The sequence below is a fragment of the Arthrobacter sp. zg-Y769 genome (assembly GCF_020907405.1).
Lineage (GTDB): Bacteria > Actinomycetota > Actinomycetes > Actinomycetales > Micrococcaceae > Arthrobacter_B.
In genome coordinates, this window is the sequence record NZ_JAJJOE010000004.1 from 30,031 (window position 1) to 43,557 (window position 13,527).

13 protein-coding genes are annotated in these 13,527 nt (G+C 64.8%); 3 read left to right on the plus strand and 10 right to left on the minus strand.

Annotated features, from left to right (window positions below; translation table 11 throughout):
• Position 1: 1 nt before the first annotated feature.
• Positions 2-523 (plus strand): isopentenyl-diphosphate Delta-isomerase, encoded by a 522-nt coding sequence (gene idi / locus LOC60_RS02330; RefSeq protein WP_230021451.1) that lies wholly within the window; start codon positions 2-4, stop codon positions 521-523.
• On the opposite strand, the gene LOC60_RS02335 is transcribed toward idi, so the two are convergent.
• Complete coding sequence (locus LOC60_RS02335; RefSeq protein ID WP_230021453.1) at positions 480-1,265, minus strand: glycosyltransferase family A protein; 786 nt, start codon at positions 1,263-1,265, stop codon at positions 480-482. The two genes, idi and LOC60_RS02335, sit on opposite strands and share 44 nt — an antisense overlap.
• A gap of 88 nt (positions 1,266-1,353) precedes the next feature.
• Here LOC60_RS02335 and LOC60_RS02340 point away from each other — a divergent pair, with 88 nt between their 5' ends.
• Positions 1,354-1,977 carry a hypothetical protein gene (locus LOC60_RS02340; protein WP_230021455.1) on the plus strand — a complete coding sequence of 208 codons (624 nt, stop codon included), beginning with the start codon at positions 1,354-1,356 and terminating at the stop codon, positions 1,975-1,977.
• A 142-nt stretch (positions 1,978-2,119) separates the two neighbouring features.
• Here LOC60_RS02340 and LOC60_RS02345 read toward each other — a convergent pair whose 3' ends face one another.
• The 7 genes from LOC60_RS02345 to exaC form a co-directional block, all read right to left on the minus strand.
• Positions 2,120-3,310 (minus strand): TerC family protein, encoded by a 1,191-nt coding sequence (locus LOC60_RS02345; protein ID WP_230021462.1) that lies wholly within the window; start codon positions 3,308-3,310, stop codon positions 2,120-2,122.
• Between the two features lie 144 nt (positions 3,311-3,454).
• Positions 3,455-4,105, minus strand: a complete 651-nt coding sequence (locus tag LOC60_RS02350) for a nucleotidyltransferase family protein (protein ID WP_230021464.1) — start codon at positions 4,103-4,105, stop codon at positions 3,455-3,457.
• A gap of 82 nt (positions 4,106-4,187) precedes the next feature.
• Positions 4,188-4,487 carry a DUF4193 domain-containing protein gene (locus tag LOC60_RS02355; RefSeq protein WP_146360892.1) on the minus strand — a complete coding sequence of 100 codons (300 nt, stop codon included), beginning with the start codon at positions 4,485-4,487 and terminating at the stop codon, positions 4,188-4,190.
• A gap of 334 nt (positions 4,488-4,821) precedes the next feature.
• Positions 4,822-5,187 (minus strand): hypothetical protein, encoded by a 366-nt coding sequence (locus tag LOC60_RS02360; protein ID WP_230021467.1) that lies wholly within the window; start codon positions 5,185-5,187, stop codon positions 4,822-4,824.
• Between the two features lie 103 nt (positions 5,188-5,290).
• Positions 5,291-5,686 carry a DUF779 domain-containing protein gene (locus LOC60_RS02365; protein WP_230021475.1) on the minus strand — a complete coding sequence of 132 codons (396 nt, stop codon included), beginning with the start codon at positions 5,684-5,686 and terminating at the stop codon, positions 5,291-5,293.
• Positions 5,686-6,696: an alcohol dehydrogenase AdhP gene (adhP, locus tag LOC60_RS02370; RefSeq protein ID WP_230022808.1), complete on the minus strand. Its 1,011-nt coding sequence runs from the start codon at positions 6,694-6,696 to the stop codon at positions 5,686-5,688. Before adhP ends, LOC60_RS02365 begins: the two co-directional genes overlap by 1 nt.
• Positions 6,697-6,787: 91 nt before the next feature.
• Positions 6,788-8,311, minus strand: coding sequence for an acetaldehyde dehydrogenase ExaC (exaC, locus tag LOC60_RS02375; protein ID WP_230021477.1), 1,524 nt, complete (start codon positions 8,309-8,311; stop codon positions 6,788-6,790).
• A gap of 203 nt (positions 8,312-8,514) precedes the next feature.
• On the opposite strand from exaC, the gene LOC60_RS02380 reads away from it, so the two are divergent.
• Complete coding sequence (locus LOC60_RS02380; protein WP_230021479.1) at positions 8,515-10,524, plus strand: DUF6541 family protein; 2,010 nt, start codon at positions 8,515-8,517, stop codon at positions 10,522-10,524.
• A gap of 11 nt (positions 10,525-10,535) precedes the next feature.
• Here the strand turns inward: LOC60_RS02380 and LOC60_RS02385 are convergent, their stop codons facing one another.
• Both LOC60_RS02385 and LOC60_RS02390 read right to left on the minus strand, forming a co-directional pair.
• The gene (locus tag LOC60_RS02385) at positions 10,536-11,936 is read right to left on the minus strand and encodes a GAF domain-containing protein (RefSeq protein ID WP_230021480.1); all 1,401 of its coding nucleotides are present in this window, start codon (positions 11,934-11,936) and stop codon (positions 10,536-10,538) included.
• 135 nt (positions 11,937-12,071) lie between these two features.
• Positions 12,072-13,493: an FAD-dependent oxidoreductase gene (locus LOC60_RS02390; protein WP_230021481.1), complete on the minus strand. Its 1,422-nt coding sequence runs from the start codon at positions 13,491-13,493 to the stop codon at positions 12,072-12,074.
• Positions 13,494-13,527: the final 34 nt, after the last annotated feature.

Below are 13,527 nucleotides of genomic sequence, written 5' to 3' on the forward strand. Positions count from 1 at the left end.
AATGGCGGACAGCCCAGAACTGGTGGTTCTCGTCGACAATGAAGGCCGACCCCTGGGCACGCAGGACAAAGCCGGCGTGCACACCACCGACACACCGCTGCATCTGGCATTCTCCACTCACGTCTTCAATACCCGCGGCGAATTGCTGGTCACCCGGCGGGCCCTGTCCAAGCTGACCTGGCCGGGTGTGTGGACCAATTCCTTCTGCGGCCACCCCGGCCCCGGAGAAGCCACCGAGGATGCGGTAAGCCGGCGTGCCCGGCGCGAACTCGGGCTCGAAGTGCGGGACCTTACGCTGAAGCTTCCGGATTTCCGCTACCGGGCAGTGGATGCCTCCGGGATTGTTGAGCACGAAATCTGCCCTGTTTACACCGCAGTGGCCGACGCCGATCCGGTCCCGGCCGAGGACGAGGTCATGGACTGGGAATGGGCCGATCCGGCGCAGCTGGTTCCGGCCGTGCGGCTGACGCCGTGGGCTTTCAGCCCCTGGCTGGTGCTGCAGCTGCCCCTGCTCTACCCCTGAACCTCCTGCTCCAGCGGACCCAGGGATATTCCCCGGGCCAGTGACCGGCCAGGGTATGGAAGGCCCGGCGGAAGCGCAGGGCCAGCCCGGTCCGGCTTTGCACCGCCCGCGGCGCCATCCCCACAACCAGGTTCGGGTCCAGGCGACACCGCCGTCCCTGGCCGAGGTGGAAACTGAGGCACACGTCGTCGTGCATTTGGGCATCGTTTCGATGCACCTCGCCGCTGACCTCACGCCACGAACCCGCACGCAGCGCCAGGTTGGAGCCGAAAAAGGGCCAGTGGGCCAGGGCCGCGCCCATGGCCAGGTAATAAGACCCCAGATACAGCCGGGACAACAGCAGCGCGGGCACGCGGGGCAGGCCGTAGAAAACACCGGGACCGCTGAGCACTTCCAACTGCGGATCCGCGGCGAAGGCTTCCCTGATGCGGGCAATCCAGTCGGCTGGAAGGACGCAGTCGGCGTCGCATCTCGCAATGACGGACACCTCGTCCAGCTCCTCCGCGGCGGCGTCGTACCCGGCACTGGCCGCGGCCGGGATGCCCGCAACCGGCTCGTAAACCACCCTGGCGCCGAACCGCCGGGCAACCTCGGCGCTGGCATCGCTGCTGTTGTTATCCACCACCACTATCTCCCGGGGCGGCACGGTCTGCCGGGCCAGTGACAGCAGACAGGCTTCCAGAAGGGCTGCGTCGTTTCGGCACGGGATAACCACGGACACTGCCGGAAGCTCGGAAGGCATGGGCTGAGTTTAGCGCGGGGCCGGAAGCACCCCCGCCGGTTTTCGGTGAACGCTGCTTCCGCGGGAGGTGCAGGGCTACCGTGGGAGGGTGATTGACGCGCTGCTCCGCCCGCCGGAGACCCGGAAGGAATACCTCGCCGATACGGTCCGTGCGCTTGCCGTGCTTAGCGTTGCAGCGGCCCTGGTACTGCTGGGACCGGTGGAAACGGCACTGTTCCTGCTGGTGCTGCTGGGACTTCTGGTCTCCCGAGCACTGGCAGTTTTTGCCGGCTTCGACACCGTGTTCGGACTGGTGCTGCTGACTGCGGCCTGGAGCAGCGTCGCGGACCTGTACGCCCATATCCCGTGGTGGGATCTCGCCATCCACTGTGCCGCCACCGGCACCCTCGCCGTCATCGCCTATTTCCTGCTGGTGCAGTTTGGCGCGGTTCCCGCCGTTCGGCGTCCGCACCGGGCGTCGCGGTCGCTGCCCCTGGTGGTTCCGCTGCTGGTGCTTGCAGTGGGGCTGGGAATGAGCGTGCTGTGGGAGATCGGTGAATGGTGGGGCCACACGTACGTGGATGCAGGAATCAACGTCGGTTATGCGGACACCATGACGGATCTGGCCGCCGGAGGGCTGGGAGCTTTGGTCGCCGGAGCGTGCCTCGGTTCAGCGGTACGGCGTTCCGGTGCCTTGCCGAAGGCCCCGGTGCCGCACCGGACCGGTCGCTGAACACCAGGGCCGGGGCTGGGCGTCGGGGCGGGCCGGCGCGGGGCGAGCTGGAACCACTGTTAACTGCGAGGGGCATCCCCGGCAGCCTGGTGGCTGCCGGGGATGCCCCGGTTTCGCCGGCCGATAGGCGCCGGCTTATCCGCTAGCGGGAGAGGTACCGCTCGTGCTCGCTGTGTGCGCGGGCAACGGTTTCGCGGATCTCCTCGATGTCCTTGACCTTGTCGCGGTACTTGAGGTCCATCTTCAGGATGTCCTGCTCTTCGTCGCAGAGGGCCTTGTAGACCCGCTCCCGCTCGGTGGGATCGGCTGTGTAGTGCAGGTCCAGGTAGGCATCGGCGTGGCGGCGGGCATTGTTGACCGCAGTCATCGCCTTGCCCGCGGGACTGACCAGGGACGCAATGACGGTCACGACGAGGACGCCCACGATGACGGAGAGCGAGAGACCGGTGGTGATCTCGATGACCGAGACATGCTCGCCGCCGTTGATGAAGGGCAGCGTGTTCTCATGCAGGGCGTGCAGGACCAGCTTGACGCCGATGAAGGCCAGGATGGTTGCCAGGCCGTAGCTGAGGTAGATCAGGCGGTCCAGCAGGCCGTCGATGAGGAAGTAGAGCTGGCGCAGGCCCATCAGCGAGAACGCCGTGGCGGTGAAGACGATGAAGACGTTCTGGGTCAGGCCGAAGATCGCCGGGATGGAGTCCAGCGCGAAGAGGATGTCGGTGCCGCCGATGGCCACCATGACCAGGAGCATCGGCGTGAGGACACGCTTGCCGTTCTCCATGGTGAACAGCTTGTCCCCGTCGTAGTTCTCCGAGGTGTGGAAGATCTTGCGGGCCAGCCGAATGATGAAGTTGTTGGCTTCGTCATCGCCCTCCGTGCTTTCCGGCTTGAGCAGGTTGCCCGCCGTGATCAGCAGGATCAGGCCGAAGATGTAGAAGACCCAGGAGAAGGAGTTGATCAGCGCGGCACCGAGAAGAATGAACGCGGTACGGGCGATCAGGGAGAACACAATGCCGAAGAGCAGGACCTTCTGCTGGTCTTCACGCGGAACGCGGAAGCTCGCCATGATGATCAGGAAGACAAACAGGTTGTCTACCGAAAGCGCCTTCTCGGTGATGTACCCGGCGAAATACTCGGTGCCCATCTGGGCTCCGCCAAGGACCCAGACAACACCGCCGAAGACTACGGCGAGGCCTACGTAGATGGAGGACCAAATGGCCGCTTCCCTCAACGTAGGGATGTGCGCCTTGCGGATGTGGAAGAAGTAATCAAAGGCCAGAAGGGCCAGGATGACCACAATGGTCACTCCCCAGACCAAGGGGGAAACAGTCATGAGATGTCTGCTTTCGTAGGGTACGCCAAAGGAGCATAGGTCTCTCCCGCCAGTCTGAACAGACTGACCGCTGAACCCGGCGGAGCGTCGGTGCTCCACGTGTTGACGGATATCGGCGTATCGGGATACTCCCCTACGAAGCCATCAGTCTAACAGGACAAGGTCACCCTCGGTGTCCACGTCGCGCCCGTCGGCCAGATCCGAGCAGTCGATGACGTCCAGCAGCTCCGGATGGGCTTCGAGGAAGGAACGGGCGCCGGTATCCGGATCCACGGCCTGCTTTCCATTCCGTGCATGTTCAGCAGCGGAATAGCCGGCATCCGGACCCAGGCTTTGCACGGCCAGGGAAGCATCGAACAGAACGGGGTGCCCGCGGCGCAGCCGGCCTTCGGCTGACCGGTACCCTGCAGCGGCGATCCTGCCGGGCTGCCCAGCGGCGAGGACGCGTGCCACCACCGCCGGGCTCAGGCCGGGCTGGTCCACGAGGGCTACGAGCACGGCCGCGGGGCCGTGTGCCAGCGCCGCCTGGACCCCGCAGCGGTAGCTGGTGCCCATCCCGAGGTCCCAGCGGGGGTTCACCGCCACTTCCGTGTTCTGCAGCCGGGCGGCGGCCAAAACCTCCGAGTGTCCGGCACCCAGCACCGCGACCACCCTGGTGCACCCGCCGGCAAGGAGGACCCGGACCTGATGCTCGATCAGGGGCCTGCCGCGAAAGGGAAGCAGCGCCTTCGGTCCGTGCCCGAGGCGTTTCCCGGCTCCGGCAGCCAGCAGGACCGCCGTCGTCGTTCCGTCCATCCGCGCGTCCTCTCTCCGGGTCGGTGGCCTTAAACAGGCAGCCGCCGCACCCTGGCGGGACGGCGGCTGAAGTTACGTGTGGTTATCCTTCACAGTCCTTGCAGTAGGCCAGGCCGTTCTTTTCCACGGCCAGCTGGGAGCGGTGCCGGACGAGGAAGCAGGAGTTGCAGGTGAACTCGTCTTCCTGCGGCGGCACCACACGTACAAGCAGTTCTTCGCCGGACAGGTCTGCGCCGGGCAGTTCGAATCCCTCGGCTGCCTCGGTTTCATCCACGTCAACTACGGCAGACTGCTTGTCGCTGCGCCGGGCCTGAAGCTCTTCAATCGAAGCCGGACCGGCCTCTTCCTCAGTCTTGCGCGGCGCGTCATAATCTGTAGCCATTTTCTCGGCTCACACTCCAAATCCGTAGTTGTGTTATTCCCGGGGCACTCGATACTAGCCGAAGATAACGGTCGTACCGTTGCGTACTATTCCCATCTACGGTCGGGCGGAGGTTTTCTTTCCCGGGACGTTGAACGTCCAGGCCCGCCGGCGCCGTCGTGCGCTCCCCCCGTGTGCCCTCCCTACCCAACGTGCACCATGCCGTGCGGGTTCCGCTTTTTGGGTGGGACTTTGCCAGCGGTTGAAACGGCTGCACAGCGGGCAAGGGGAACAAAAAAGCACCGGACTGGCGGGGATTGCTCCCCACCCGTCCGGTGCCTACCTGCTTTTCCGCTTAGGCCTCGGGCTGCGGTTCAGCCGGAGACATCTTCTGCTCGCCGCCGGAAGTGTAGGAACCGTTGGTTCCCGTGCTGCCGGCCGCCGAAGAACCCGTGGTCGGGGTGGAGGCGGACTCGGTGCTGCTGGAGCTGCCGGAGCCGGAGCTGCTGGAGCCGGTGACCTTGGATGCGGCGTCCTTGGCAACGCCCGTGACCTTGTCCTGCAGGCCCGGAGCCTTCTCCTTCGCCCAATCGGTGCCGTGGGACACGGTCTCCTGCACCTTCGGGTCATTCCACAGCTGCATCAGCTTTTCACGGCCGCCTTTGGAGCCGACCAGGTAGCCAACACCTGCGCCCGCCAAAAACACAAACTTCTTTACCATGGTCTTCCTCTTCTCCTGCCCTCACTGGGCTTTGATAAGTTCCGTCCACATGCACACTACCGTCCAAAACGGCAGGTTCAACAGTCAGCTTACTATTTGGATCCTACCCAAGCAGACGGGACCGGATAAGGAAGCGTTTACCCTCAGGAGCTTCCACCGAAAATCCACTCCCCCGGCCGGAGACCACATCCACGGTGAGATGGGTGTGTTTCCAGTACTCAAACTGCTCCCGCGACATCCAGAACTCCAGTTCCTCGCCCTCCACGTCGAATACCCCCAGGAGCACATCGGCCTCTGAAGTCAGGAACTCCCCCTTTGGATAACACATGGGTGAAGACCCGTCGCAGCAGCCCCCGGACTGGTGGAACATCAACGCACCGTGGATTGGGCGCAGCCGCTGCAGCAATGCCAGTGCCTCAGGTGTCAGCGCCACCCGGGAGAAATTCTCTCCGGGCAGTGCGGCGGCCGCTTCCAGCCCGGGAGCAAGCGAAGAATCCATCAGTATCCAATCACCACACGGCCGTCGATGCGGCCTTCTCGAAGTTCAGTCATCACGTCATTGATCTCTTCCAGGTTGCGGACGGTGATGTTGGGGTGAATCAGTCCGCGGTCGTAGAAGTCAATCGCCTCCGCCAGGTCCTGGCGGGTACCCACGATCGACCCCCGGATGGTGAGTCCCTTAAGCACGGTGTCAAAGATCGGGGCCGGGAAGTCCCCCGGCGGCAACCCGACAAAGACAATCGTTCCGCCGCGCCGGGCCATGCCGATGGCCTGTCCGAAGGCTGTCGGATGGACTGCGGTGACAAGTATGGCGTGGGCACCGCCGATCTTCTCCTGGATAACCTCGGCCGGGTCCTCGTTGCGCGCGTTGACCACAACCTCCGCACCGTACCTCGTGGCCAGTTCCAGCTTCTCATCTGCGATATCCACGGCGGCCACTCGCAGTCCCATGGCAATGGCATACTGCACTGCCACGTGGCCCAGACCGCCGATGCCGGAGATGACGACCCATTGACCGGGCCGTGCCTCGCTGACTTTCAGCCCTTTGTAGACCGTGACACCGGCACAGAGGACCGGAGCGATTTCCTGCGGATCGGCTCCTTCCGGGATGCGCGCCGCAAAACGCGCATCCACCAGCATGTACTGGCCAAAGGAGCCGTCCACGGAGTAACCACTGTTCTTCTGCTGCTCACACAGGGTTTCCCAGCCGGTCCGGCAGTACTCGCACACACCGCAGGCGTAGGCGAGCCAGGCGTTGCCCACCATGTCGCCCGGGTGCAGGTCGGTGACCCCTTCACCGACCTGCACCACCTCGCCGACGCCCTCATGCCCCGGGATGAACGGAGGCGTTGGCTTTACGGGCCAGTCGCCGTCGGCCGCGTGGAGGTCCGTATGGCATACACCTGACGCCACCAGCTTGACGAGCGCCTGGCCCGGTCCTGGTTCAAGCACCGCCATTTCCTCGATGGAGAGGCCTTCACCGAGTTGGTTCACTACTGCTGCCTGCATGCTGGCCATGGGGTCCTCTTTCCATCAGCGGTTTAGGGTGGTTCCAGCGGAAAGCGGGTGATACCCCAGCCTAGGCAGGTCCTCGGGCAGCTTAGAAGAACCCCTGCTTGTTTTCGGCGTAGCTAACCAGCAGGTTCTTGGTCTGCTGGTAGTGGTCCAGCATCATGGCGTGGTTTTCGCGTCCGATGCCGGAGGACTTGTAGCCGCCGAAAGCGGAATGGGCGGGATAGGCGTGGTAATTGTTCACCCACACCCGGCCGGCCTGGATATCCCGTCCGGCCCGGTACGCTGTGTTGCCGTCCCGGGACCAGACACCGGCACCAAGGCCGTACAGCGTGTCATTGGCGATGGCCATGGCCTCTCCGTAGTCGGAGAACCGGGTCACGGAAACCACCGGACCGAAGATCTCCTCCTGGAAGATGCGCATGTTATTGGTGCCTTCGAAGACGGTGGGCTGGACGTAGAAGCCTCCGGCAAGGTCGCCGTCGAGGTGGGCACGTTCGCCGCCGGCCAGGACCTTGGCCCCCTCCTGCCTGCCGATGTCCAGGTAGGACAGGATCTTCTCCAACTGGTCGTTGGAGGCCTGCGCGCCCACCATGGTGTTGGTATCCAGCGGGTTGCCCTGGATCATTTGTGCCGTGCGGGCCAGTGCATCCGCCATGAAGGAGTCATACATGGAGTCCTGGACCAGTGCCCGGGACGGGCAGGTGCAGACCTCGCCCTGGTTCAGGGCGAACATGTTGAAGCCTTCGAGTGCCTTGTCGTAGAACGAGTCGTCGGCGGCGGCGACGTCGGCGAAGAAGATATTCGGGCTCTTGCCGCCCAGTTCGAGGGTGACCGGAATCAGGTTCTGGCTGGCGTACTGCATGATCAGCCGGCCCGTGGTGGTCTCACCGGTGAAGGCGATCTTCCGGATCCGGTTGGAGGAGGCCAGCGGCTTGCCGGCCTCCACGCCGAAACCGTTGACGACGTTGAGCACGCCGGCCGGCAGGAGATCCGCGATGAGCTCCATCAGCACCAGGATCGATGTGGGCGTCTGTTCCGCCGGCTTCAGCACAATGGCGTTGCCCGCGGCCAGTGCGGGGGCAAGTTTCCAGACGGCCATAAGGATGGGGAAGTTCCACGGAATGATCTGCCCCACCACGCCGAGCGGCTCGTGGAAGTGGTACGAGGTGGTGTTGTCGTCGATCTGGGAGATGCCACCTTCCTGGGCACGGATGGCACCGGCGAAGTAGCGGAAGTGGTCTACCGCCAGCGGCAGGTCCGCGGCCAGGACTTCCCGGATCGGTTTGCCGTTGTCCCAGGTTTCGGCAACGGCGAGCATTTCGAGGTTGGCTTCGATCCGGTCCGCGATGCGGGTCAGGACCAATGCCCGCTCGGCTACTGCAGTCTTCCCCCAGGCCCCTGCTGCCTTGTGGGCGGCGTCCAGCGCGAGATCGATGTCGGCAGATGTCCCGCGGGCCACCTCGCAGAATGCCCGGCCGTTAACCGGCGAAATGTTTTCGAAGTACTCACCCTTGACCGGGGCCACCCATTCCCCGCCGATCCAGTTGTCGTAGCGCGGTTTGAAGGTGACTTTCGAACCTTCGGTGCCTGGCTGTGCATAAACGGTCATTTTGCGCTCCTTGTGCGTTCGACGTCGATGTCGGTAGCGGACATGTGGAACGCTACGGGGACAAAGGTCGCATCTACGTTGCAAATCGGGGCCGATCACGTAGGGTTTCGCCTCAGGCGCTGCCCGGTGTGCCGGGTCTGTAGCAGGGGGAATTCATGGAACGTGCGTTGCTCGCCGCCGTGGCTTGGTCCACGGTCGGATAAGTGGACTGGTGGCAGGCTGCGGGAGCCATCCTCTCTGCCGCGGCGATCCTGATACTCACGGGGGTTCCTGCCTGTGCCGCAGCAGGTGCCAGAGGAATAACGTTGTGGGCGTCCTCCGGCCCGGCAGCCGTCAGTATCGCTTCGGTGGCCGCAGTGGTGCTGGGCAGCACCGGCTTCGCGCTGACCCCCTTGGCGGTGGCGGTGGCAGCAGCAGCGGCGGCCGTCCTGGTCCTGCTGGTCCGTTTAACCATCCGGCGCCTCCGGCCGGTCCCGCCGTCCGGACTTTTCCAAGGGACCTTCGACTGGCAATCAGCCCTCCGTCTGGGCATAGTCTGCGCAGCCATAGGGCTGCTTTTGTTCCGTCTGATGAGCGTCTTCGGCCGAATGGAGAACATCTCGCAGACGCTGGACAACATCTTCCACCTCAACCTGGCCAGGTACATTCTCGATACGGGAAACGGCTCAGCACTGACGGCAGGGCGGATTACCGATCCCGCCGTCGATTTCGCCTTCTACCCTGCAGCCTGGCACGACGCGGTGGCCCTGACATCGGTCATGTCCGGCGCCGAGCTGCCGGCGGCCGCCTCCGCCGTCAACCTCGTTATCGGTGCCGTCCTATGGCCCTTGGGGGTCATCCTGCTCGGCACCATACTGGCGGGGAACCGACCCGTGGTGTGGGCCGTGAGCGGCCTGCTCGCCGGTGCGTTCCCCGCGTTTCCCTACCTCATGGTCGATTTCGGAGTGCTGTACCCGAATTACCTATCCATTGCCCTATTGCCGACACTGCTCGCTCTGTTTGCCGGCGGCATGCGCAAAGGGTCGCTGCGCATCCACATCAGTACCTTCTGGTTGCTCTTTGCCGTTGGGCTGCCGGGCCTGGCGCTTGCGCATCCCAGCGCACTTCTGGCTCTCATAGCCTTCACTTTGCCGCTCGTCGTCAGCATCCTCTGGTCCGGGACACGGGACCGAAGCTCCTCCGCATTGAAAGCGGCACTGCAGTTCTGCCTGCCGTGGGCCGCTGTTGCCGCTTATCTAGCGGGAGTTGTCTATGTCTGGCAGCACCTGCGGCCCAACATGGACGGAGTCGTCTGGGAGCCGTTCATGGATCCGGCTCAGGCTCTCGGCGAGGGATTCCTCAATGCGCCGTTCGACCTGCCCGTTCCGGGCCTGATCGCCGTCCTAACCGCTGTCGGAATCGGCAGGACGCTTTTTGCCAGGCGTAATGCGTGGACGATTGGGGTTTTCGGAGTGGGCGTCGCGCTCTTTACGATCGCTGCGGGGTTCCCCTGGTCCGATTTCAGGACCGCCGTGGTGGGGAACTGGTACAACGACCCACCCCGATTGGCTGCCCTGCTGCCGCTGGCCGCGATCGGCGTCGTAGTCGTGGGAGGAACCTTCGTGATCGACTGGTGCACCATCCGGCTCGGGGCGCTGGCCGGAAAAGGACGGGGCAGGGAGTGGACGCCGGAGCAGGAAACCACCTTCCTGGCGAAGCCTGCCGGGGTGCTGACCGGATTGCTGCTGGCGGCCGCGATGGGGTGGGCCGGGCAGCAGGCTTCTGTCCAGTCCGCGGTTGCCCGCGCCTCTCTGAATTACGAATTATCGGACACATCGAAGCTATTGAGCGCGGACGAGGAAGAGCTGCTGTCCCGGGTCGGCAAGCTGGTTCCTGCCGACGCCACGGTGGTCGGAAACCCTGCAACCGGGGCCTCGCTGGTCTATGCCCTGGCCGATCGAAAGGCGCTCACACCACACGTTTTCTGGGCTTCGGATCCGTTGGTGTCCCTGGTCCTGGACCATCTCGACGAAGCAGCTCCGGGCAGCGAAGTGTGCGCTGCAGTCGAAGAACTCAATGCCTTCTATGCCCTGGACTTTGGCACCCTCGGGGTGCATGGAGAAGTCCCCCGCTTCCCCGGAATGGACAACCTCGAGGCAAACCCGGGTTTCGAGCTGGTGGAGCAGGTGGGTGACGCCCGGCTGTACCAGGTCATTGCCTGCGGCCAGGGCTGACGAAAAAGCGCTTAGGCCAGATCCCGTTCGATGCGTTCCAAACCGGCGACGACGGCGGCACGGCGGGGTGAGCGCGGCGGAAGCATCCGCAGGGCAAGCTGCCAGGCCTCGGCGTCGTGCTCTGCTTCCGGCAGGTGCAGGTACCGCAGCAGGGTGTCGGCGCCGGCGTCGGACAGCATCGCCTGGCGCAGGACGGCGGAAACCTCGGCGCGCAGCCGGATAAGGGCGGGGGCTTCCGAGCGTGGCAGCACCTGTCCGCCGTACATCTGCAGCGCCAGCCGGTACGCGCCCTGTTCCAGGAACCGCAGGACCTGCGCGGCGTCGACCGCCATGGGCCGGGCCAGGCGGTAGGGGCGCGAACGCGGGACCAGGGGTTCGGCAGCTGTCCCGGCGGCCACGGACTCCATCAGCTTGCGCAGCCGCAGCATCTCGGCACGCACGGTACCTGCCTGCCCGCCGTCGGGGTATGCAAGTACGGCCAGTTCCTCGGCTGTGAGGCCGCCGGGATGCAGTGCCAGAACGGCCAGCAGCTCTCCGTGGCGGGAGCTCAGCTCCACCGTCCTGCCCACGGTGTGGAGAACCGCGCGGTCCCGGCCGAGCAGCTCCAGGCTTTCCGTGAAATCCGCGGCGGGCAGCGAGGCCGGCCGCCGGGCACGGCGGCGCGGAAGGACGGCGGAGGACATGGGGGACCCGTTGCGGGGCGCATCCCTGCGGGCCTGCAGGCGCTGGACCTGAAGCCTGGCTTCGGCGGCCGCCACAGCTGCCCGGACGAGGGCCAGGGTATGCGGTGCGACGGCTTCGGAGCCGCCGGTGACATCCACAACGCCCAGCACGGAACCCGTGTCCGGGTCGTGGACGGGTACGGCGGTGCAGCTCCAGGAGTGTACGAGCCGGCTGAAGTGTTCCGGCCCGGCAATCTGCACATCTGCCCCGGTGGCGAGGGCAGTTCCGGGGGCGCTGGTGCCGACCGTTCGTTCGGACCAGTCCGCTCCGGCCATAAAAAGCATGCCTTCGGCACGCCGGCGAAGGACCGCATCGCCGTCCACCCACAACAGACGGCCCAGTTCATCCCCCACTGCCACCAACAGCCCGGAGTCCTCTCCCGGCTCCACGAGCAGACGGCGGATTACCGGCATCACGGCGGACAGCGGATGCGCGGCACGATAACGTGCCAGGGCGGCGTCGTCGAACACCAATTCCGGACGCGAGACGTCCGGGTCCGGGTGATGCTGGAGCGAACGCTGCCAGGAGTCGCGGACGGACGGCCGCAGCCGCTCCAGCCATCCGCTGCCGGAACCGAGCGACTCATGGGCCCGGACTGCGTTGTGATGCAGTTCCTCCGCCGGCATCCGCGGCAGGACACCGGACTGCCTGCCCAGGGCAACACCTTCATTTCGCGCCGCAATGCGCACGGCCCCCGCCTATCCACGCTGATACACGGACAACGTCTGTTTGGACGCTGTCCGAGAAGGAACACACCATTGTCGGATATGCTCCCATGCGCGGACCGGCGGAGGCCAGAGGAACTTCGGTTTACTCCCGGATCGCTATTCTCCGCGGGAAATGCGGGTCATTTCTTCGCGGTCGACCACCTTCACGCGCTCGCGGACCAGTTCTCCGGTCAGCGGGTCAGGATGGATATAGGAGGCACCGAGGCTGCGCTCATAGGCATCGAGCTTCAGCCAGCCCTCCCAGGTGGTGTACTTGACGCCGCGTTCCTCGAGGAGCTCGATGATCGACGACGGATCCGGGTGTGTGGCGGCCGGCAGGCTCAGCCGGTCCTCGAGCAGGAAGCCGATGGTCTCCAGCGCATCACCCTTGGTGTGCCCGATCAGGCCGACGGGGCCGCGCTTGATCCAGCCCGTGGTGTAGATGCCCGGCACCGGAGCGCCGTCCTCGTTGATGACGCGGCCGCCCTCATTGGGAATTACGCCGCGCTGCTCGTCGTAGCCCACTTCGGGCAGTTCGGAGCCGAAGTAGCCGATGGCCCGGTAGACGGCCTGGACCGGGTAATCCACAATCTCCCCGGTGCCGCGGACGTTTCCGGTGCCGTCCAGTTCGGTTCGTTCGAACTTCATCCCGGCGACCTTGCCCGGGTCTGCGGGATCCTCGTAGATCTCCACGGGGCTGTGCAGGAAGTGCAGGTGCAGACGGCGGGACGCTCCGGTGTCCTGTTCCTCCACCAGCCAGTTGGTGAGCGTATTGACCATGGTCTTGGTCTGGTTGTTGGTGCGGATCTGCTCGTCGGAGCCCTCGTCGAATTCGAAGTCCTCGGGGTAGAGGACAATATCGACGTCGCGGGAATGCGAGAGTTCGCGCAGTTCAAGCGGCGTGAACTTCACCTGCGCCGGTCCGCGCCGGCCGAAGATGTGCACATCTGTGACCGGGGACTTCTTCAGGCCCGCGTAGACGTTGGTCGGGATTTCCGTGGTGAGCAGGTCATCGGCGTGCTTGGAAAGGATGCGCGCGACGTCGAGGGCCACGTTGCCGTTGCCGATCACTGCAACTTCCTTGGCGTCCAGCGGCCATTCGCGCGGGACGTCGGGGTGTCCGTCATACCAGGACACAAATTCCGCTCCGCCGAAGGAACCCTCCAGTTCGACGCCGGGCACGTTCAGCGGGGCGTCCTTGATGGCGCCGGTGGCGAAGATGATGGCGTCATAGAAGTGGCGGAAGTCCGCCAGGGTCAGGTCGCGGCCGTAGTTGACGTTACCGAGGAAACGGATGTCACCCCGGTCCAGCACCTTGTGGAGGGCGTTGACGATGCCTTTGATCCGCGGGTGGTCGGGAGCCACTCCGTAGCGGATGAGGCCGTAGGGTGCGGGGTACTGGTCGAAGAGGTCAATGCTGACCTCGAAGTCCCGCTCGGCTTTGGTAAGGATGTCGGCGGCGTAAACACCGGCGGGGCCTGCGCCGATAATGGCGACCCTCAAAGGACGCTGGGCGCTGTCCGCGGCAGGGTTAGTCACTGATAGTCCTTCTTCTCTTCTGAGCTCCTGGGTG

Excerpts from the sequence above, each read along its gene's own strand:
- exaC (WP_230021477.1), bottom strand. The coding sequence starts at position 8,311 with ATGACCGTTTATGCACAGCCAGGCACCGAAGGTTCGAAAGTCACCTTC.
- LOC60_RS02360 (WP_230021467.1), bottom strand. The coding sequence starts at position 5,187 with ATGGTAAAGAAGTTTGTGTTTTTGGCGGGCGCAGGTGTTGGCTACCTG.
- LOC60_RS02365 (WP_230021475.1), bottom strand. The coding sequence starts at position 5,686 with ATGGATTCTTCGCTTGCTCCCGGGCTGGAAGCGGCCGCCGCACTGCCC.
- LOC60_RS02350 (WP_230021464.1), bottom strand. The coding sequence starts at position 4,105 with ATGGACGGAACGACGACGGCGGTCCTGCTGGCTGCCGGAGCCGGGAAA.
- LOC60_RS02355 (WP_146360892.1), bottom strand. The coding sequence starts at position 4,487 with ATGGCTACAGATTATGACGCGCCGCGCAAGACTGAGGAAGAGGCCGGT.
- idi (WP_230021451.1), top strand. The coding sequence starts at position 2 with ATGGCGGACAGCCCAGAACTGGTGGTTCTCGTCGACAATGAAGGCCGA.
- LOC60_RS02345 (WP_230021462.1), bottom strand. The coding sequence starts at position 3,310 with ATGACTGTTTCCCCCTTGGTCTGGGGAGTGACCATTGTGGTCATCCTG.
- adhP (WP_230022808.1), bottom strand. The coding sequence starts at position 6,696 with ATGCAGGCAGCAGTAGTGAACCAACTCGGTGAAGGCCTCTCCATCGAG.
- LOC60_RS02335 (WP_230021453.1), bottom strand. The coding sequence starts at position 1,265 with ATGCCTTCCGAGCTTCCGGCAGTGTCCGTGGTTATCCCGTGCCGAAAC.